Source organism: Cellulomonas sp. PSBB021, assembly GCF_002240455.1.
GTDB lineage: Bacteria > Actinomycetota > Actinomycetes > Actinomycetales > Cellulomonadaceae > Cellulomonas > Cellulomonas uda.
This window is the reverse complement of the sequence record NZ_CP021430.1, coordinates 3,107,119-3,126,019: the sequence shown is the minus strand read 5'-3', so window position 1 is coordinate 3,126,019 and position 18,901 is coordinate 3,107,119. Positions and strand designations below refer to the sequence as shown.

General features: G+C 74.2%; 20 protein-coding genes. 5 read left to right on the top strand and 15 right to left on the bottom strand.

Annotated elements, in window-relative coordinates:
• Positions 1-3: 3 nt before the first annotated feature.
• Positions 4-192 carry a YbdD/YjiX family protein gene (locus tag CBP52_RS14345; RefSeq protein ID WP_094181523.1) on the bottom strand — a complete coding sequence of 63 codons (189 nt, stop codon included), beginning with the start codon at positions 190-192 and terminating at the stop codon, positions 4-6.
• Positions 192-2,558, bottom strand: a complete 2,367-nt coding sequence (locus CBP52_RS14340) for a carbon starvation CstA family protein (RefSeq protein ID WP_094181522.1) — start codon at positions 2,556-2,558, stop codon at positions 192-194. Before CBP52_RS14340 ends, CBP52_RS14345 begins: the two co-directional genes overlap by 1 nt.
• Positions 2,559-2,979: 421 nt before the next feature.
• Between CBP52_RS14340 and CBP52_RS14335 the strand changes: the two genes are divergently transcribed.
• The 4 genes from CBP52_RS14335 (at position 2,980) to CBP52_RS18600 (ending at position 4,674) form a co-directional block, all read left to right on the top strand.
• Positions 2,980-3,336, top strand: a complete 357-nt coding sequence (locus CBP52_RS14335; RefSeq protein ID WP_094181521.1) for a hypothetical protein — start codon at positions 2,980-2,982, stop codon at positions 3,334-3,336.
• On the top strand, positions 3,333-4,025 hold the full coding sequence (locus tag CBP52_RS14330; RefSeq protein WP_094181520.1) for a nucleoside/nucleotide kinase family protein: 693 nt from the start codon (positions 3,333-3,335) through the stop codon (positions 4,023-4,025). Before CBP52_RS14335 ends, CBP52_RS14330 begins: the two co-directional genes overlap by 4 nt.
• Complete coding sequence (locus tag CBP52_RS14325; protein WP_094181519.1) at positions 4,000-4,275, top strand: hypothetical protein; 276 nt, start codon at positions 4,000-4,002, stop codon at positions 4,273-4,275. Before CBP52_RS14330 ends, CBP52_RS14325 begins: the two co-directional genes overlap by 26 nt.
• Before the next feature lie 252 nt (positions 4,276-4,527).
• Entirely contained in the window at positions 4,528-4,674 is a 147-nt protein-coding gene (locus CBP52_RS18600; protein ID WP_304441722.1) for a hypothetical protein, read from the top strand.
• Here the strand turns inward: CBP52_RS18600 and CBP52_RS14320 are convergent.
• The 4 genes from CBP52_RS14320 to CBP52_RS14305 all read right to left on the bottom strand — a co-directional run bounded on the left by CBP52_RS14320 (position 4,646) and on the right by CBP52_RS14305 (position 8,821).
• A complete protein-coding gene (locus tag CBP52_RS14320) occupies positions 4,646-6,031 on the bottom strand; it encodes an endo-1,4-beta-xylanase (protein WP_304441721.1) in 1,386 nt (461 codons plus the stop codon). The two genes, CBP52_RS18600 and CBP52_RS14320, sit on opposite strands and share 29 nt — an antisense overlap.
• A gap of 267 nt (positions 6,032-6,298) precedes the next feature.
• The gene (locus tag CBP52_RS14315; RefSeq protein WP_094181518.1) at positions 6,299-6,760 is read right to left on the bottom strand and encodes a DUF3237 family protein; all 462 of its coding nucleotides are present in this window, start codon (positions 6,758-6,760) and stop codon (positions 6,299-6,301) included.
• Positions 6,757-7,680 carry an alpha/beta hydrolase gene (locus CBP52_RS14310; protein ID WP_094181517.1) on the bottom strand — a complete coding sequence of 308 codons (924 nt, stop codon included), beginning with the start codon at positions 7,678-7,680 and terminating at the stop codon, positions 6,757-6,759. Before CBP52_RS14310 ends, CBP52_RS14315 begins: the two co-directional genes overlap by 4 nt.
• 121 nt (positions 7,681-7,801) lie before the next feature.
• Entirely contained in the window at positions 7,802-8,821 is a 1,020-nt protein-coding gene (locus CBP52_RS14305; RefSeq protein WP_094182410.1) for a LacI family DNA-binding transcriptional regulator, read from the bottom strand.
• Positions 8,822-8,961: 140 nt separating this feature from the next.
• On the opposite strand from CBP52_RS14305, the gene CBP52_RS14300 reads away from it, so the two are divergent.
• A complete protein-coding gene (locus tag CBP52_RS14300; protein WP_094181516.1) occupies positions 8,962-9,270 on the top strand; it encodes a hypothetical protein in 309 nt (102 codons plus the stop codon).
• A gap of 34 nt (positions 9,271-9,304) precedes the next feature.
• Here CBP52_RS14300 and CBP52_RS14295 read toward each other — a convergent pair whose 3' ends face one another.
• The 9 genes from CBP52_RS14295 to CBP52_RS14255 all read right to left on the bottom strand — a co-directional run bounded on the left by CBP52_RS14295 (position 9,305) and on the right by CBP52_RS14255 (position 18,846).
• Positions 9,305-9,646: a hypothetical protein gene (locus CBP52_RS14295; RefSeq protein ID WP_094181515.1), complete on the bottom strand. Its 342-nt coding sequence runs from the start codon at positions 9,644-9,646 to the stop codon at positions 9,305-9,307.
• Positions 9,646-10,362 (bottom strand): WXG100 family type VII secretion target, encoded by a 717-nt coding sequence (locus tag CBP52_RS14290; protein WP_094181514.1) that lies wholly within the window; start codon positions 10,360-10,362, stop codon positions 9,646-9,648. The genes CBP52_RS14295 and CBP52_RS14290 overlap by 1 nt, the downstream gene beginning before the upstream one ends.
• Positions 10,359-10,730: a hypothetical protein gene (locus CBP52_RS14285; RefSeq protein ID WP_157732648.1), complete on the bottom strand. Its 372-nt coding sequence runs from the start codon at positions 10,728-10,730 to the stop codon at positions 10,359-10,361. The genes CBP52_RS14290 and CBP52_RS14285 overlap by 4 nt, the downstream gene beginning before the upstream one ends.
• A gap of 70 nt (positions 10,731-10,800) precedes the next feature.
• Positions 10,801-11,769, bottom strand: coding sequence for a DMT family transporter (locus CBP52_RS14280; protein ID WP_094181512.1), 969 nt, complete (start codon positions 11,767-11,769; stop codon positions 10,801-10,803).
• On the bottom strand, positions 11,759-13,021 hold the full coding sequence (gene ectB / locus CBP52_RS18375; RefSeq protein WP_094181511.1) for a diaminobutyrate--2-oxoglutarate transaminase: 1,263 nt from the start codon (positions 13,019-13,021) through the stop codon (positions 11,759-11,761). Before ectB ends, CBP52_RS14280 begins: the two co-directional genes overlap by 11 nt.
• Positions 13,022-13,131: 110 nt before the next feature.
• Entirely contained in the window at positions 13,132-14,328 is a 1,197-nt protein-coding gene (locus CBP52_RS18370; protein ID WP_094181510.1) for a hypothetical protein, read from the bottom strand.
• Positions 14,328-15,602 (bottom strand): lysine N(6)-hydroxylase/L-ornithine N(5)-oxygenase family protein, encoded by a 1,275-nt coding sequence (locus CBP52_RS14265; protein WP_198303475.1) that lies wholly within the window; start codon positions 15,600-15,602, stop codon positions 14,328-14,330. The genes CBP52_RS18370 and CBP52_RS14265 overlap by 1 nt, the downstream gene beginning before the upstream one ends.
• Positions 15,599-16,810 carry an FAD-binding oxidoreductase gene (locus CBP52_RS14260; protein ID WP_198303474.1) on the bottom strand — a complete coding sequence of 404 codons (1,212 nt, stop codon included), beginning with the start codon at positions 16,808-16,810 and terminating at the stop codon, positions 15,599-15,601. The genes CBP52_RS14265 and CBP52_RS14260 overlap by 4 nt, the downstream gene beginning before the upstream one ends.
• Positions 16,807-18,846 carry a class I tRNA ligase family protein gene (locus tag CBP52_RS14255; protein ID WP_094181508.1) on the bottom strand — a complete coding sequence of 680 codons (2,040 nt, stop codon included), beginning with the start codon at positions 18,844-18,846 and terminating at the stop codon, positions 16,807-16,809. The genes CBP52_RS14260 and CBP52_RS14255 overlap by 4 nt, the downstream gene beginning before the upstream one ends.
• Between the last annotated feature and the right edge of the window lie 55 nt (positions 18,847-18,901).

Below are 18,901 nucleotides of genomic sequence, written 5' to 3'. Positions count from 1 at the left end.
GCGTCAGCAGCAGCTCTCGTGCGCGGTGTGCTCGCGCGCGTCGTCGCGGGCGCGCCACCACTGCGCACGGGTGAGCGGCTGGTGGTCCGCACCGGCGTGCGCGGCGACGTACCGGTCGTACGCCGCCTCGCCCGTGAGCTCGCGGACGTACCAGCGCACGCCCGCGAGCGCCCGGCGCACGCGCGCGCCCATCAGTGGTGCCCGCCGCGCAGCAGGGCCGGGTCGCCGACCACCGCGTGCTCCGTCTCGACCTTGCGCTCGAGCGGGGTGGGGACCAGGAGCCCGGACGGTGCGTAGAAGTGCGAGGGCTGCGGCGGGTCCTCGCTGCTGCCGACGTCGTACCCGCGGCCGGCACCGGCGCGCACCGCCTGCACCACGGTCACCAGGGCGGCGGCCATGAGCGCGGCGACGAGCACGACGAACGCGATGGACAGCGTCCCCTGGATCGCGGTGTTGCGGACCGTGGCCTGCGCGTCCGCGAGCGCCTGCCCGCTGAGGGTCCCGGAGTCGATCGCGTCCTGCGCCTTGCGGTGCAGCGCCCAGTACCCGAGCGCGACGTCGTCGGAGAAGATCTTCTGGAACGACGCGGTGAACGTGGTGGCGGTGTCGATCGCGAGCGGGACGAGCGGGATCCACGCCCATCTGACGTAGCCCTTCTTGACGACCATGACGGTGACGATGGTCAGCGCGCACGCGGCGATGAGCTGGTTCGCGATGCCGAACAGCGGGAACAGGGTGCGGATGCCGCCGTTGGGGTCGGTGACGCCCATGAGCAGGAGCGACCCCCAGGCGGCGACGACGACGCCCGTGGTCAGCCACGAGCCGACCCGCCAGCCGGGGTCGCGGAACTTCGGCACGAGGTTGCCGATCGCGTCGCCGAGCTGGAACCGCGCCACGCGGGTGACCGCGTCCACGGCGGACAGGATGAACAGCGCCTCGAACATGATCGCGAAGTGGTACCAGAACGCCATCATGGCCTTGCCGCCGACGACGTTGTGCATGATGTTCGCCATCCCGACCGCGAGCGTCGGCGCGCCGCCGGTGCGCGACACGACGGACGGCTCGCCCACGTCGTCGGCCACGGCCTCGAGTGCGGGGGCTCCGGTGAGCGTGACCTCGTCGCCGTCGACCACCGTCTCCCAGATGATCTCGGGCTGGTTGCCGGCGGGGTCGGAGACGCCGAGGTTGGCGATCGCCGCGGCGGCGTTCTCCTCGGGGGTCGCCTGCGCGGAGTACGACGAGCCCGCGGTCGCCTGGATGGACGCCGCCGACATGTTCATCGAGAAGTAGATGCCCTGGTTGAGGGACACGGCCGCGGCGAGCGCCATGATCGCCACGAACGACTCCATGAGCATGCCGCCGTACCCGATCATCCGGGCCTGCGACTCCTTCTGGATCATCTTGGGGGTCGTGCCCGACGAGACCATCGCGTGCATCCCGGACAGCGCGCCGCACGCGATCGTGATGAAGAGGAACGGGAACAGCGCTCCCGCGAACACGGGCCCCTCGGTGTTGAACGCGAACTCCGTGAAGTCGGGCATCTGCGCGACGGGCCGCACCACGACGATCCCGATCGCGAGCACGACGATCGTGCCGACCTTCATGAACGTCGACAGGTAGTCGCGCGGCGTGAGCAGCAGCCACACGGGCAGCACGGCGGCGAGGAAGCCGTAGACCACCATGCACACGACGAGCGTGGTGGGTGTCAGGTGGAAGAAGTCGCCCCACGACGACTCGGCGACGTACCGGCCGCCGATGATCGCGGCGAGCAGCAGCAGGAACCCGATGACCGAGACCTCGCTGACCCGTCCGGGCCGCAGGAACCGCAGGTACAGGCCCATGAGCAGCGCGATGGGGATGGTGCAGCCGACCGAGAACACCCCCCACGGGCTGTCCGCGAGCGCGTTGACGCACACGAGCGCGAGGACGGCCAGGACGATCATCAGCATGACGAACACGACGACGATCGCGACCGTCCCGCCGAACCGCCCGATCTCGTCGCGCGCCATCTGACCGAGCGACCGCCCGCCGCGGCGCATCGAGTAGAACAGCACGAGCATGTCCTGCACGCCGCCCGCGACGATGACGCCGAAGATGATCCACAGCGTCCCGGGCAGGTAGCCCATCTGCGCCGCGAGGACGGGCCCGACGAGCGGACCCGCGCCGGCGATGGCCGCGAAGTGGTGGCCGTACAGGACGCGCCGGTCCGTCGGGTCGAAGTCGCGGCCGTTGTTGATGCGCTCCGCGGGGGTCGCGCGCGTGTCGTCGGGCCGCATCACCTTGCGCTGCACGTACAGCGCGTAGAACCGGTAGGCGATCGCGTAGGACGCGACGGCGGTCACGACGAACCAGATCGTGTTGACCTCTTCGCCCCGGACCACCGCGAGCATGGTCCAGCCCAGGGCGCCGACGAGCGCCACCGCGACCCACACCGCGATGCGCGCGGGCGTCCACCGCGGCCGCTCGACGATCCCGACCGGGACCCCCGAGCCGTCGCGCAGGACGTGCTCCGCCTCCTCGTCCGTGTACTGCGGCAGCGCGTTCGTCGTGCTCGTCATGGCGGCAGCTCCATCGGTGCGGGGTTCGACGACGAGCCCATCGTGTCCCTGCCCTCCGCGGGCGGCGACTGGACCGGCGTCCGACTCCCGGGCGCGGTGCACACCCGGGGCCGGGTGCGACGATCCCGGCGGAACGGGCAAACGGTGCCGGGGGTGCGGTGTACGGTGACGGCAGCGCTGGTCCGACGAGCGACGTCGTGGGGGCGGACGTCGGGCAGGCAGACCACGGGCGCGGCACGGCCGGGTCGCGATGAGGCGCACGGCCGTGGGAGGGGCGCGGGCCGCCCCACGCCGGCAGGCACCTGCCGCACCGGATCCCCCTGACGATCGGACGGCACATGCCACCGACCTCCGCGCCCGGGCACCCAGCCCCCGCCCGCTGCCCCTCGGCCACCCCTCGGCACCGCTCGAGCTCCTGGGCGTGATCTCGGCGACCGTGCCGCTCGAGCACCGGTCCGGGTCCCGGTCGGCGCGCTACACGGTGGCCGCCCGGTTCTCCCGCAGCGCGTCCGCGTGGGAGCGCTCGTTGATCGAGCACCCGCACGTGCACACGATCCTCGCCGAGCAGGGCTACGGGTCGGTGCGCCTCAAGGTGCTCGACCGCCGCCTGCTCATCGAGAACACGAACATGCAGATGCTCGAGCGGGGGCTGGCCGCCGCGATCGCCGCGATCCTGTCCGCCGTGGACCGGGAGGTCGCGGCCGGGCGCGCGCGCAGCCTGCGCGAGGCGCAGCAGCGCCGCGCGGCCCAGGCGCAGCGCTCCGTCGTCGGCGAGTGAGTCCGGCCGAGCCGGTGGCGGACCTCGCGGTGCTCGCCGCACGGGTGCGCGCGCTGCGGGACGCGCGCGGTGGCGAGCGCGTGATCGTCGGGATCACCGGGAGCCCGGGCGCGGGCAAGACGACGCTCGCGTCCCGGCTCGTCGCCGAGCTCGGGCCGGGTGCGGTGCACCTGCCGATGGACGGCTTCCACCTCGCCAACGCGACGCTCGACGCGCTGGGCCGTCACGACCGCAAGGGCGCGCTGGACACGTTCGACGGGTGGGGCTTCCTCGCGCTGCTGCGCCGCGTGCGCGCCGAGCGGGACCACGCGGTGTACGCACCGTCGTTCCGGCGCGAGGTCGACGAGCCCGTGGCCGGCGAGGTCGCGGTCGAGCCGCACCATACGGTCGTCGTGGTCGAGGGCAACTACCTGCTGGTCGACGCGGGCCCGTGGGCGCACGTGCGCAATGTGCTCGACGAGGCCTGGTTCACCGTGACACCGGCCGACGAGCGGACGCGGCGGCTGGTCGCCCGCCACACGCGTCACGGTCGCACCCCCGAGGCGGCCGCCGCATGGGCGGAGCAGGTCGACGGGCGCAACGCCGCGCTCGTCGAGGCGACCGCGGTGCGCGCGGACCTGCTCGTCGCGGGCGGGTGTCGGACCGCGGTGGGAGCCTCGGACGATGGAGATCCAGCGACTGCGACCTGACGGGCTCGTGCGCAGCCCGGCCTTCAGCCACGTCGCCGTCGTCCCCCCGGGCGCGACGCTCGCGGACGTCGTGCAGTGGACCGTGCTCGTCCACACCGACGCGGACCTGGGCGCGGCGTACGGGGCGATCGGGCCGATGCTCGCCACCGGCGGCGCTCCCCCGCTCGTCACCGCGGCCCGCGTCGCGGGGCTCGGGGTCCCGGGTGCGCTGCTCGAGGTCAGCGCGGTCGCGGCGGTCGTGCGCGACTGACGGCCGCCGCGACTCGCGGTGTGGGTCGCGACCGTGGGCCTCCGGCTCGCCCGCACAGGGCGTCCCTCGGGTCGTGGCGGACGGCTCTCGCTGCCCGGCACGGTCGTGACTGATGCGTGCCTGAACAGTAAGGTCCCCGCCCCCGGAGCGCATCCGGAACGCAAAGCGCAGGGCAGGAGTCGGCGTGCGCGAGGCGCGCTCGGCAACGCGTGGGGCACGTCCACGCCCCGGTCCGGGCATGGAAGCACCCCGGTGGGCGCGGTTTCCGGGCGCGCGCCCACCGGGGTGCGTCTGTGGCTCGACTCAGCCGACGCGGTGCGTCAGGAGGCCGAGCAGCTGATCGACGGCCACGTCCAGTTGCCGCCGTGGTTCACGGTGAAGCCGAAGGTGGTGGACTGACCGTTGGCGAGGCTGCCGCCCTGCACCACCATGGTGCGCTGCGCGGGCCAGCTGGCCTGACCGCCCCAGACCGCGGAGATGAGCTGCGGGTACTGGAGCTGCACCGTCGTCGTCCACGAGCTGATGTTGCCGTTGGCGCGGACGGTGACGTTGCCGTTGAACCGGTCGCTCCACTTCTGGCCCTCGGAGTACGTGACCGAGCAGCTGCCGCCACCCGTGGGGGCGGGGTCGTCGGGTTCGTCGTCGGGTTCTGGGTGGGGTTCTGGGTGGGGTTCTGCGTCGGGTTCTGGGTCGGGTTGGTCGTGCCGCCACCCTCGACCGGGGTGCCGCCCGCGTTCAGCTGGTTCAGGACGCTCGTGTACGCCTGCTTCTTGTTGCCCGAGCCGTCGAAGAGCAGCGGGGTGCCCGAGGAGCGCCACGAGTCGGAGTCCTTGACGCCCCAGACCGTGATGCCGGTGCAGCGCGCGACCGAGAGGCACGCCTGGACGACGCCCTTGAACTGGTCGGCCTGCGAGGAGCCGGAGCCCTCGATGTCGAGCTCGGTGATCTGCACGTCCACGCCGAGCGCGGCGAAGTTGCCGAGCGTGGTGTGGTAGTTCGACGGCACCGGGTTGCCCGAGTTGAAGTGCGCCTGGAAGCCGACGCAGTCGATCGGGACGCCGCGCGACTTGAAGTCCTTGACCATGTTGTACACGGCCTGCGTCTTCGCGTGCGACCAGTTGTCGGTGTTGTAGTCGTTGTAGCAGAGCTTGGCGCCCGGGTCGGCGGAGCGGGCGGCCCGGAACGCCGCCTCGATCCAGTCGTTGCCGGTGCGCTGCAGGTTGGAGTCGCGGCGCGCGCCGGACGACCCGTCCGCGAACGCCTCGTTCACGACGTCCCAGGCGTAGATCTTGCCCTTGTAGTGCTGGGCGACCTTGGTGACGTGGTTGAGCATCGAGTTGCGCAGCGTGGTGCCGGACTGGTTCTGCATCCAGCCGGGCTGCTGGGAGTGCCAGGCGAGCGCGTGGCCACGCACGCGCTTGCCGTTCTGGAGCGCCCAGTTCACGATCTGGTCGCCGCTCGAGTAGTTGAAGTTGTTCTGCGACGGCTCCGTCGCGTCCATCTTCATCTCGTTCTCGGCCGTGATCATGTTGAACTCACGGTTGGTGATGTTCAGGGTGCCCGAGTTGTTGAAGTAGTGGCCGGCCATGGCCGTGCCGAAGTACCGGCCGGTCTCGGCGGCAGCGGCCTGGAGCGTGCTGCCTGCGGCCTGCGCCGGGACGGCGAGCGAGACCGCGATGGCGGCGGCTGCGAGGCCGCCGACTGCGGCGACCAGCCGGCGGCTCGCCTGCCGGTTGCGGTGACGTGGGGTCGTCATCGATCCCTCCTGGGGTTCGGGGTAGCGGGGGCTCTACATCGGTGAAGATTGCCCGCCACGCCACTTTTCGCCCGGGACGCCCGACCCGTCAAGGGCTTCGGGCCCGATTGATAGTTTCGGAACCGGGACCGAAGCGATTTGCCACCCCTACGGGCGACTTACGCCCGTGTAGGGTGCACTCGAACGGTAGATTCCGGGTGACGTGGACATTCACCCGGGCGGCGCATCCGGAGGCGCTCCGCAACTATCGGACGACCGGCCTCGACGTCAGGCCGAGACCCCCACACGGTGGACCTCGATATGCACCCGCCGCTCCTCGAGCCGCGGCACCAGGAGCCCCACGTGCACGCCCGTCCGCAGCGACTCCGGCCCGCCCTCCGGGACCTCGAACACCGGGGTCGTGAGGATCGGTACCTGCGGCCGCGGCGGGTGCAGCGCGGTGTTCGTCACCGACACCACCACGCCGTCGGCGAGCCGCACCTCGTAGCGCGCCCACAGCTCCACCGAGCCGTCCGGGCGCTCGAGGTTCCAGTCCGCACCGCCCGGCAGCACCACGCCCTCGAGCCCGCCGCCCCCCGGACCGCCGCTCCCCGGACCGCCGGTCACCGTCCCGCCGACCACCGGGATGACCCGGCGGAACCCGGTGGGCACGTGCCCCACCTCAACGACCTCCCCCAGCAGCGCGTCGATCGTCAGCACGTGCACGCTCGTCAGCGCGGCACCGCTCACCTCGGCTCCTGCGTCAGCACCCGCTGCGCGAACCGCGCGATGCGCGCCCAGCCCGCCCGGGCCTGCTCGTCGGGACCGAAGTGCGTGAACGCGTGCCCGCAGCCCGGCTGCACCACGTGCTCGACCGGCACGCCGGCGGCCGCCAGGCGCGCCGCGAGCGCGTCGCCCTCGGCACGCAGCAGGTCGAGCTCCGCCGTGAGCACGAGGGTCGGCGGCAGGCCGCTCAGGTCGTCGGCCAGGAGCGGGGACGCGAGCTCGTCGGACGGGTCCGCACCGCCCAGGTACCAGGCGTTGAACCGCGCCCCGGCCTCCGCGAGGCCGACCGCCCCCGGGTCGGCGTCCGCGGTGAGCTTCGCGGCGGGCGGCGTCGCCAGGTCGAGCGGCGCGTAGTCGACGACGACCCCGCGCAGTGCCGGGCCGCCGGTGCGCCGGGCCAGCAGCGCACCCGCGATCGCGAGGTTGCCCCCCGCGCTGTGCCCGCCGACAGCCAGCCGGCCGCCGTCGAGCCCGTGCTCGTGCCCGTGCTCCGCGAGCCACCCCAGCAGACCGTGCACCTGGTGCACCGCCGCCGGGAACGGGTGCTCGGGGGCCAGCACGTAGTCGACGTTGACCACCGCGCAGCCCGTCGTGTCGGCGAGCAGCCGGCAGTACGGGTCGTCGTCGCGCCCGTCCCCCAGCACGAACCCGCCCCCGTGCAGGTTCACCAGCACGGGCAGCCCGCGATCGACCGCGCCCTCGACCGCGCTCTCGACCGCCGTCGCGTCGGCCCGCGCGGGCCGGTAGACCATCAGCTCGCGCACCGGTCCGTCCGTGGCGAGCACCTCGTACGTCCCCTCGGGGAGCTCCGGCAGGGCACGCGGGAGGGTGGCGGCGTGCCGTGCGGCCTCCGCCCGGAACGCCGTCACGTCGTCGAGTGTCACGTCGAGCTCCTCATCCCTTCACCGGTCAGCCCGCCGACGATACGCCGCTCGAACAGGCTGAAGAACAGCAACGCGGGCAGCATCGCCAGCGAGGTGAACGCGAGCACCTTGACGCCGCACCCTACGAGGCCCGCGCCGGCGTGCTCTCGCGCTCGACCAGGCGCAGGTCCGCGACGTGCAGCACCGGGGGTCGGCGCGTCGCCCCCGGCACCTCGTCGAGCCGTGCGCGCAGCAGGTCGACCGCCGCGTCGGCGATCTCCCGACGGCCCGGGTCGACGGTCGTGAGCGCCGGCACGGAGTACCGCGCGTCCTCGATGTCGTCGAACCCGACGACCGCCACGTCGCCCGGGATCGACCGCCCCCGCACCTGCAGCTCGAACATCGCACCCAGCGCGAGCGCGTCGTTGAACGCCACCACCCCGTCGACCTCGACGCCCGAGTCGAGGACCGCCGCCATCGCCCGCGCGCCGTTCGCGCGGTGCCAGCCGTCGTCGGCCCAGCCGAGCAGCCGCTCGTCGACCGCGATGCCACGCGCCCCCAGGGCCTCCCGGTAGCCCAGGTACCGCAGGGCCGCCGAGCCCGCCGTGGTCGCGTGCAGCATCCCGATCGCCGCGATGCTGCGGCGCCCGACGTCGAGCAGCAGGTCCGTGGCGGCCCGCGCGCCCTCGACGTTGTGCATCGTCACGTGGTCCACGTGCCGCGAGAACATCTGCTCGCCCAGCAGCACCAGCGGGTAGTCGAGGTCCTCGAGCAGGTGCGCGTCGGACTGGTCGAGCGCGGCCGGGCTGAACACCAGGCCGTCGACGAGCCGGCGCCGCGGCTCACGCAGCGCGCCGAGCTCCCCCTCGCGTGTGAACCCCGTCGGCTGGATCAGGACGTGCAGGCCGTGCCGGCGCGCGGCCGCGAGGATCTCGTCGGCCAGCTCGCCGAAGTACGGCTGCCCGAGCTCCGGGACCGCGAGGCCGATCAACCCGCTGCGACCCGAGCGCAGGATCCGCGCCGTCACGTTGATCTCGTAGCCCAGGTCGTCCACCGCGGCCAGCACGCGCGCCCGCGTGGACTCGCGGATGTACGGGTAGCCGCTCAGGACGTTGGAGACCGTCTTCGCCGAGACGCCGGCGCGCCGCGCGACGTCCGCCATCGTCGCCACAGCCCACTCCTTCGCGTCGCCGCCGGGGTCCCGCGCGCGGGCGCGCAGGCAGCGGCAATCTACCCGAGCACGCCCGGGCACGGCGGTGCGACCGCCCTGCTCCCGCGGGACCTCATCGGTACAGTTCTCGCGTGCCCGACAAGCTCCTCTCCGCCGGACAGGTCCGACTCGCCCGCACGGCGGCCGCGCTCGTCATGGGGCTGCTGGTGCTGGGCGTGACGGTCGCCCTGCTCACCTACCCCAGCTGGCAGCTCGCGCTGGCCCTCGCGCTCGTCGTGGCCGCGGCGGTCGGGGCCGTGCTGCTGCCGGGACGCATGCTCGCGCCGCTGCAGCAGGGCGTGCCCGCGTCCGCCTACCTGCCCTCGGCAGGGCTCGCGCTGCTCGTCGTCGCGCTCGTCGTCGTCGCCGGCGTGCTGTTCTCGCAGGCGCCGATCTCCTGACCGGCGGACGGGAGGTCAGGTCCGGTCGGTCCGGTCAGGTCCCGTCGCCGTACCGCTCCCGGTAGACCTCCTCGCGCGCGCGGGCGACCTGCTCACGCCCCTGCGCGACGAGCGTCTCGCGCTCCTGCGGCGTGAGGGCCGCCCACTGCTCGGTCGCGACGCGTGCCGCGGGGGCCACCACCTCGTCGAACTCCGGCGTGCGCGCCACGTCCCGCAACGTCCGGCGGCCCGCGAGCACGTCGTCGAGCATGTCCCCGAGCGGGGTGCCCACGGCCTGGTCCCGCAGCGCGGCGACCTGCCGGCGCAGCACGCGGTCCGCTCCCGCGTCACCCGCCGTGACGCTCAGGAGAGGCGGCCGCTCGTCCTGCTCGCTCATCACACCCCCGGGTTGTCGTAGGCGCCCGCGGGCAGCGGGTGCGTGCTGAAGCCGTGGATCGATCCCAGGTAGCCCGCGGTCACGCCGACCACCCCGTCGACCGCCGTGATCGCGTACCCGTGCACCTCGATCACCTTGAGCCACGTGCGCACGGCCTGCGTGATCGAGAACGCGGTCGCCCCACCACCGAGGATCCCGCCGACCACGGTCCACGACGACGCCGCGGCCGCCGCCGCGCTGATCGCCGCCGCGATCGCGTAGTCCAGCAGCGCCTGCAGCAGTCCGACGAGCATCGTCTGCGTCGACTTCATGCCCTGCGCGACCACGTCCACCTCGTGCGCGATCGACGTCAGCGGCGTCCCCTGCTCCCGCACGGCCGACTCGAGCTCCGTGAAGTAGCGCGACGCCGCCGCGGCCGCGTTGCCGTCCCAGCCCTCGCGGAACGTCGCGCGCGCCTCCGCCAGCTCGCTCGCGTACTGCTGGTGGAACGTCGCGAGGTGCTCGAGCGCGGACGCCGCGCGGGACATCGCCTCCCAGTCGCCCGAGAAGTGCTCGGTCACCCACTCCAGGGGGTTCGTGCCGCTCACCTGCTCGATCACCCACATCAGCCAGTAGCTGGGGCTGATGAGGTCCGGGAAGTGCAGCGCCAGGTCGACGAAGTCGGGGATGGGCGCCGACGCGACGGGCGTGACGAGGGCGTCCGCGGCCGAGGTCATCGCACCCCGCCCGGCGTCTGGGCCTGCAGCGCGTCCATGCGTGCGTCCGTCGCGTCGTCGGTCCGGCGGTAGGACTCGGCCGTGAGCCGCAGCTCGCGCGCGGACGCCTCCGTGAGCTCCTTCAGGCGCGAGATCTCGGCCTCGACGGCGGCGCGCACGTCGTCGAGCACGCCGATCGCGGTCACGAACATCCCGGAGTCCCCGAGCCCGCCGGAGAGCTCGACGTGCGAGCGCACGTACGTGCGCGCGGTGCTCGTGTCCCCGGCGAGGCTCGTCAGCGCCTGCGCCGCTGCGTCGAGCTTCGCCTCGTCGACCCGGAACGTCATCGCCCCACCCTCTCGTCGCTCGTCGTAGGCCCCCGGCGCCACGTGGACGCACCCTAACAACCCGGACATCGGCGCGCGCACCGGCCGTCCGGCGGGCGGGCACGGCCGCCGGTCAGCCGGCCGGGACGGGGGCCCGGCGCGCCCGGTCGATCACCGTGAGCACGCCGACGACGACGAGCGCGAACCCGGCGAGCTCGAGCGCGGGCGGCATGCGGCCCTCCCACACGAACACGTACGTCAGCCCCGCGCACACCTGGACGACCGCGAGCTGACCGGCCACCGAGATCGGCGTCAGCGCGGACGACCGGCTCCACAGCACCGTCCCGAGCCACGACACGACGACGCCCAGCACGAGGCTCGCCGCGACGACGGGCCCGACCTCACCGGGACCGTCCAGGCGCAGGCCGCCCGTGACCGCCACGACCGGCAGCGCCACGAGCGACAGCACGAACGTGCCCACACCCATGAGCGTCGACCACGTGGTCGAGGCGATCTGCGGGTTCGCGCGCACGAACTGCGCGTTGCGCACCGCGTACGACGTCCACAGCACCAGCGCACCGAGCGACGCCGCGATGCCGAGCGCCCACTCACCGCGCGACCGCCCCGCCACCGCACTCTGCCAGTCCAGCTCCACCGCGTACACGAGCGCGAGCCCGCACACGATGAGCGCGAGCGGCGCGACCAGCCGGGAGAACGGGTACTCGCGGCGCAGCCAGTTGCCCGTGACCGCCACCGACACCGGCAGCAGCCCGATGATCACGGTCGCGATCGGCGCACCCGCCCACCGGATCCCCTGGACCAGCAGCGCGTAGTAGCCCAGGTGCCCGGTGACCGCGAACACCATCGCGGTGCGCCACGCCTGCGGGCCCACGCCCACGAGCGCCCGACGCCACGTCGCCGCGAGCAGGACCGCCGAGAGCGCGCCGAACGCCAGGTACCGGCCGAGCGCGAGCGCGGTCGTCGGCGCGTCGGGCAGCACGACGGGCACCAGGAACGCCAGGCCCCAGACGAGGTTCGCGCCGACGCCGCACGCGACGCCGACCCTGACGCCCGCCGCGCTCGTCGTCGCCCTACCCGGCACGACCCCGGACGGCCGTCGCCACCGACGCGCGCAGGATGTCGAGCCCCTCGGTGAGCTCGTCGTCCGTCGTCGTCAGCGCGGGCAGGAGCTTGACCACCTCGTCGCGCGACCCGGCGGTCTCCACCAGCAGCCCGCGGGCGAACGCCTCGTCGGCGGTGCGGCGCGCGAGGCGCGGGTCGCGGAACGCCAGACCCCACACCAGGCCGCGCCCGCGCGCCTGCGTCACGTGCTCCTCGTGCTCGTGCGCGAGCTCGCCGAGGTGCTCGCGCAGCAGCAGCTCGCGGACCATCGTCTGCTTCTCCAGCGAGTCGTCGGACCAGAACTCGCGCAGCGCGGCCGTCGCGGTCACGAACGCGGGGTTGTTCCCGCGGAACGTGCCGTTGTGCTCGCCCGGGCTCCACACGTCGAGCTCCGAGCGGAACAGCGTGAGGGCCATCGGCAGACCGTAGCCGCTGATCGACTTCGACAGGCAGACGATGTCCGGCACGATCCCCGCGGCCTCGAAGCTGAAGAACGGTCCGGTCCGGCCGCAGCCCATCTGGATGTCGTCGAGGACGAGCAGGATGCCGCGCCGCGCGCACACGTCGGCGAGGTCCGCGAGCCACGTCAGCCGCGCCGGGTTGACGCCGCCCTCGCCCTGCACGGTCTCGACGATCACGGCCGCCGGCAGGTCCATGCCGCTGCTGCTGTCGTCGAGCATCGACTCCAGCAGCGTCAGCCCGCAGACCTTGCCGCCGCCGAACCCGTCGTACGGCAGGCGCCACGTCAGCCCGAGCGGCACACCCGCGCCCGCACGCTTGCTCGCGTTCCCGGTCACCGCGAGCGAGCCGAGCGACATCCCATGGAACGCCCCGGTGAACGCGACCACCGTCTGGCGGCCCGTGACCTTGCGCGCGAGCTTGAGCGCGGCCTCGACGCTGTTGGTGCCGGTCGGTCCCGGGAACTGGACCTTGTAGTCCAGGCCGCGGGGCTGCAGCACGCGCGCGTCGAGCTCGTGGAGGAACGCGGTGCGCGCGCCCGTGAACATGTCGAGGCTGTGGGTCACGCCGTCGCGCTCGACGTAGCGCAGCAGCTCCTGCTTGAGCGCCGGGTGGTTGTGCCCGTAGTTGAGCGCGCTCGCTCCGGCGAAGAAGTCCAGGTAGGCGCGGTCGTCCTCGTCGTACAGCCGGCTGCCGCGTCCGTGCGTGAAGACGACGGGCCAGCTCCGGCTGTAGCTGCGGACCTCGGACTCGATGGTGGTGGGTACGGCCACGACGGTCTCCCTCGTGTGTGGGTCAGGCGGTCGGGTCAGGGCGGTCTCGGGATCGGGTGCTCTCGGGATCGGTGGGTCTCGGGTGGGTCTCGGGTCGGTCAGGGGTGGGGTCAGGGGTGCGGGCGCGGGCGCGCGTGCCGGACGGCCGCGACCGCGGCGAGCGCGTACGTGACGACGACCGCGGCCGCGGGTCCCAGCAGCAGGAGCGGCACCGCGCCGGGGCGGTCGACCGCGACGACGAGCGCGCACGCGAGCGCCGCGACGGCGACGACGAGCCCGCGCGGGGCGGGCCGGGCATGCGGGTCGGCGGGTCCGTCGCGCGATGCGGCGGGTCCGTCGTGCGGGCCGCGCAGCCGGGCGGCGATCCCGGCCGCGGCACGCAGGTTCGTCACCACGTACGAGGCGAGCACGACGCCCACCGCGACGCCGAGGGCCCGGCGTACGAGCGGCGCGTCCGCTGCGGCAGCGGACGCCGGTGCCCACCGCGTCAGGACCGCGAGGCCGAGGTACACGGCCGCGACCACGGCCGCCGCGCGCAGCACCGCGCTCGTCGCGCGGCGCCCGGCCGCGTCGTCGGGGCGGGCCTCGGTCACGGACTCCCAGCCGACGCCCGCGAACAGCGTCGCGGCGAACGCGAGCCACACCGCCGCGGTCGTCGTGATCCCCGCGGGCACGAACGCCGCCGCGTCGCCCGGCCATCCGCACACGCCGCACGCGACCGCGAGCCCGCCGGCGACGAGGCGCCGCGCCCGCAGGACCGCGTCGGGCACGCGCAGCGCGGAGACCGCGACGGCACCGGCCACGACGAGCACGCCGACCGCGAGCCATCGACCGTCGGGACCGGCGCCAGGGCCGGCAGCGCCCGGCAGGGCCGTCACGACGAACCACGCGATCGCTGCCTGGCCGCCGGCGAACGCCACCGCGAAGCACCCGTCGACCACGAGCCGGGCCCGTCGGCCGAGCGCGGCACCCAGCACGAGCGACACCGGTGCGGGCGCCCACCGGCCGCGGGCGACGAGGCGGGCGAGCAGCAGGCAGGCCGTCGCGCCGAGCACCAGGTGCGCCGCCCAGACGAGCAGGCCGGCACCGGTTGCGAGCGCCAGGACCACGGGTGGCACGACGAGCATGCCCGCCCCGAGCACGCCGCGCACGACCGTCGTCGTGACGTCGTGCCCCGCGCCCGGCGCACGCCCCGCACCCGCGACCCGCCCCGTGTCGCCGCCCGGCCCGGGGCGCGGCTCCTGCGCCCGCCGCCCCGGCACGGGGGCGGGCGCGGCGGACGGGAGGTCGGCGGCGGTCCGGGTCACTACGCGAGCCGCTTCCAGAGGCTCTCGGCGATCACCTTCGCGCGCAGCGACAACAGGCTGAACGAGCCGGCGTCACCGATCCCGTGCGTCGACTCGCACAGCCCGTTGAGGAACAGCGCGGGCGTACGCGCGTCGAGCGGGCGGACCTCGTAGTGCGGCTCGACCTCGAGGTACCCGTGGTCGTCGAAGCGGAAGTCGTCCGCGACGGACCGGATGAGCGCGGGGACGCGCTCCTGGTGCGGCCCGGGGCCCAGGTCGCGGAAGCCCGTGGCGAGGACGACCGCGTCGGTCTCGAGCCCCTCCACCTCGCCCGTGTTGAGCTCCTCGACCGTCAGGCGCACCCCGCGCTCGTCGGCGTCCACGGTCCGCACCTGACGGCTGCCGCGCACGAACACCCGCTGGTCACCGTCGATGCGCTGCTCGTAGACCAGGCGGTACAGCTCGCGCAGCACGTCGCCGTCGGCCGACGAGTAGTTGGTGAGCCGCATGAACGAGTCGATCGCGTCCTTCCGGTCGCGCGGCGCCCGGTAGTAGTACTCCGTGAACTCCGGGAAGTAGCCCTCCTCGCTGAACGGGCTCGTGTCCTTCTGCCGCAGCGTGAGCGAGCGCACGAGAGTGTGCACCTGCGCGCGCGGGTAGCGCCGCGCGAGGTCCAGCGTGAGCTCGACCGCGCTCTGGCTGCCGCCGACGACGGTCACCGAGCGCGGGCCGCCGTCGTCGGCCGCGAGCGCGTCGAGCCGCTCGAGCGCGGGCAGGTAGTCGGTGAGGTGGAAGACGCGCGGCGAGTCGACCGTGTCGAACGGCTCCGGGACGAACGGGCTGCGCCCGGTCCCGACGACGAGCGCGCGGCCCAGGAGGGTCTCGCCGTCCGACGTCGTGACCCGGTAGCAGGGCTCCCCCGCGTCGTCGGTGGTGCGCTCGACACCCACGACCCTGACGCCGTAGTCGACGTGCGCGGGCACGAGGCCCGCGACCCAGCTCACGTACTGCGCGTACTCCTTGCGCAGCGGGAACTCCATCGGCACGTTGAGGTGGTCGAGGAGCCGCCCGTTCTCGAACAGGAAGTTGATGAAGCTGTACCGGCTGCGCGGGTTGCGCAGCGAGACGAGGTCCCGCACCGGGTGGTTCTGGATGTCCGAGCCGTCGAGCATCATCGCGGCCTGCCACGACGGCTCGGGGCGGGACTCGACGAACTGCACGTCGAGGTCGTAGCCCTCCTCCTCGAGCGCGACGGCGAGGGCGATGTTGGCCGGGCCGAATCCGATGCCGATCACGTCATGTCGGTGAGCCACGGGTCTCCCTTTCGGTGGGTGGTGGGGACAGGTGCGGCGGCCGGCGCGCGGTGGCGCTCGGCGACGGCCGCGACGACGGTCTCCGCGATGCGGCGGCCCGCCTCGGGTGCGACCTTCACGCCGCCGCCGTCCCAGCCGCGGACGGTCCGCACGTGCGGCACGGCGGTCGGGGCGAGCAGCGACGCCCCGGCCGGGCCGTCCGCGTCGGGCAGCGCGTACGCGTCCGCCGAGCGGACCGTGCGGCGGACCGACACGTCGGGCAGCCACGGCAGGTGGCCGGCGAGCGCGGCGAGCGTCGCGTGCACGTGCTGCTCGTCGGGCTCGGCGTCGAGGTCGACGTCCCACACGAGGTGCGGCATCCCGACGAGGCTCGCGCCGGTGCCGTACGGGCGCGCGTACACGCCGGTGCGCAGGTCGACCACGGTGGCGTGGTCCGTGCCCGGCGGGCGGCCCTCGACGATGCTGACCTGGATCGAGCGGGTGCGGACCCGCGGCGGCGGGCCGAGCCCGTCGAGCGCGTGCGCACCCCACGGTCCGACGGCCACGACGACCTCGTCGGCGAGCACCGGTCCGGCGTCCGTGAGCACGCGCGCGTGCCCGTCGGCGTCCTCGACCCCCGTGACGCGCACGCCGTAGCGCACCTCGGCGCCCGCCTCGGCGGCGCGGCGCAGCCAGGTGCGGGTCACCGCGACCGGGTCCACGAAGCCCGCCTCGGGCTCGACGAGCGCGACACCGCCCGAGAGCTCGACGCCCACGGCGGTCCGACGCTGCGTCACCACGTGCGCGGACGTGCCGAGCACGTCGTTGATCCGGGCGGCCGCGGCGCGCAGCGCGTCCTCCTGCGCGGGGTCCGCGATGGTCAGCGCACCCACGGCGTGCAGCGGCGCGCCCTGCGGCCACCGTGCGTCGTCGCGGTACGTCGCGAGGCTGCGCAGCGCGAGGTCGGCGACGACCGGGTCGGGGTCGTACGCCCGGACCATGCCGCCCGAGTCGCCCGTGGCGCCCGTCGCGGGCTCGTCGGACCGCTCGAGCACGACGACGTCCAGCCCCCGCCCGGCGAGGGCGTCCGCCACCGCGGCCCCGATGATGCCCGCGCCGACGACCACGACGTCCGCGCGGGACGGCGGCCTCGGCGCTCCGGTCGTGGTCGGCGCTTCGGTGCGGCCCGGCGCTCCGGTCGGGCTGGTCACGCGCGCCCGCTCGCGACGAGCTCGCGCTCCTCGTCGGGTGCGGTCTCGCCGCCGGCGGCGTCCACAGGAGCCTCGTCGGACGCAGCCTCGTCGGACGCGGCCTCGTCGACCCGCGGCGCCGGGCCGTCGCACCGCGTGCCGCCGGGCAGGAACGTCCACCCGGACTCGCGCACCGGCTCGCCCTCGAGGCCGATCCACCGCCACACCGCCAGCGCGGTGCGCGGCGCGAGCGGCCACACGAGCGCGGCGAACACCTTGGCCGCGAGGAACTCCAGCGCGAGGCTCGTGCGCGCCTCCTCCGCGAGCGAGCCCACGGTACGAGCCACCGTCTCCGTCGCCCGGAACTCCGCGCACCGCTCGACGAACGCGTCGAGCAGCCGCACGTACCCGCGCGCGCTGAACGACTCGGGCAGCAGCAGCCCGTCGAGCTGCTGCGTGACCAGGCCGAGGTAGCGGTAGAACTCGCGGTGGGCGTCCGTCCACGCGCCCGTCCCGGGCACCACGCCGTCCGCGCCGATGCCCGCGAACCCGGCCAGCCACGCGCGCGCGGCGCGGTGCAGCGGGTCCTGCGTGAGGCTGACCGCGCGCTCCTCGTCGAGGTGGGTGACCCGGCCCTCGGGCGCGTCGCGCAGCAGCGCGACGCGCAGGGCGTCGGGACCGGAGGCGCGCAGGGCGTCGTCCGCCCACACGGCGTGCCCGCGGCTCGTCGAGAACTTCTCAGCGCCCAGGTGCAGGAACTGGTTGGTGACGAACGTGGCGGGCAGGTGCTCGGTCAGCCCGGCCGCGATCGCGAGGACGGGGAGCAGCACCGCGTAGTAGTAGCTGTTGTCGTACCCGAGGAACAGCACGGTCCGGGCGGGGCCGTGCTCGTCGGCCTCGGCCTGCACCGCCGCGAGGAACGTGAGCGCGAGGTCCACCCACGCGTCGATCGCCTGACCGTCGTCGAGCGTGATCCCCCAGTCGCTCGTGCGCGTCAGGCGGTACGGCGCGAGGCCCTCGTCGAGCAGACGCTCGACCAGCACCATGAGGTCCGGCGACGCGTGGACCGAGCGCAGGTAGGCCCGCAGCTCGTCGGCGTGCGCGGCGAGGTCGAGCCACAGCGCGCGCTCCGTGCGCAGCTCCGCCGGCCCGTCGCACGCACGGCAGCGCAGGTCGACGAGCTCGCGCGCCTCGTTCGGCCGGCCGCACGCCTCGCAGATCTCCCCGTCGCTCGCCGCGTCGCAGTGCGCGCACGTCCCGCGCGCGAACGCCTGGTGCAGCGACAGGTCGCACGCCGGGCAGTACGGCGTCTCGCGCTCGCGCTCCTCGACGGTCGGCGCCGCCGCGACCCGCGCGAACAGCTCACGGATCCGCTCCGCGTGTCCCGCGTCCCGCAGCGGCCGCGTCACGCGGTCCACCCGGACGTCCGCCGCCGCCAGCGTCGCGACGATCCCGTCGCCCGCCGCGAGCGCGACGTCCGTGCTCGTCGCGCCGGTGACCCGCGCGTGCGCGGCCACGTACGACTGCTGGTCGTCGGTCCCCGTCAGGTGCCGCGCCTCGCGGCCCTGGCTGCGCAGCGCGCGCACCAGCATGTCGGCGCGCACGTACGGCCCCGACAGATGCCCCAGGTGCAGGCCGCCGTTCGGCGTGACGGGCGGGCACGCGACGAGCGTGCGGTCCGCGACCTTGTCCGCGGCCGGCTGCCGGCCCAGCACCTCGACCGCGCTCGGGATGTGCTCCCAGTAGATCGAGACGATGTCGAACGGCTCGTCGCGCCCGTTGCGGATCTCGTGCGCGCTGAACGGCGGGATGAACACCGTCTCGCCCGCGCCGAGCTCGCGCTGCTCGTCGCCGACCACGACGACGGCCCGCCCCGCGAGCACGACGAAGACCTCGCCGTCCTGGTGCGCGTGGCGCTTGGACACGGTGTGCCCGGGCACGCTGCCGAACACCGAGCCGAAAGGCAGGCCCTCGATGTCGGTGGCCGAGAGCATGGGCTGCAGGTGCATCTCGTAGGACCAGGTCATGGCCGATCGGTCGAAGGCGCGGGTGAACATCCGGCTCACTCCTCAGGACGTCGGGACGGGGTCGGGCGGGGTCGAGCGGGGTCGA

Coding starts and splice junctions, on each gene's coding strand:
- CBP52_RS14345 (WP_094181523.1), bottom strand. CDS start 192: ATGGGCGCGCGCGTGCGCCGGGCGCTCGCGGGCGTGCGCTGGTACGTC.
- CBP52_RS14340 (WP_094181522.1), bottom strand. CDS start 2,558: ATGACGAGCACGACGAACGCGCTGCCGCAGTACACGGACGAGGAGGCG.
- CBP52_RS14325 (WP_094181519.1), top strand. CDS start 4,000: ATGGAGATCCAGCGACTGCGACCTGACGGGCTCGTGCGCAGCCCGGCC.
- CBP52_RS14320 (WP_304441721.1), bottom strand. CDS start 6,031: ATGACGACCCCACGTCACCGCAACCGGCAGGCGAGCCGCCGGCTGGTC.
- CBP52_RS14305 (WP_094182410.1), bottom strand. CDS start 8,821: ATGGCGGACGTCGCGCGGCGCGCCGGCGTCTCGGCGAAGACGGTCTCC.
- CBP52_RS14295 (WP_094181515.1), bottom strand. CDS start 9,646: ATGAGCGAGCAGGACGAGCGGCCGCCTCTCCTGAGCGTCACGGCGGGT.
- CBP52_RS14290 (WP_094181514.1), bottom strand. CDS start 10,362: ATGACCTCGGCCGCGGACGCCCTCGTCACGCCCGTCGCGTCGGCGCCC.
- CBP52_RS14255 (WP_094181508.1), bottom strand. CDS start 18,846: ATGTTCACCCGCGCCTTCGACCGATCGGCCATGACCTGGTCCTACGAG.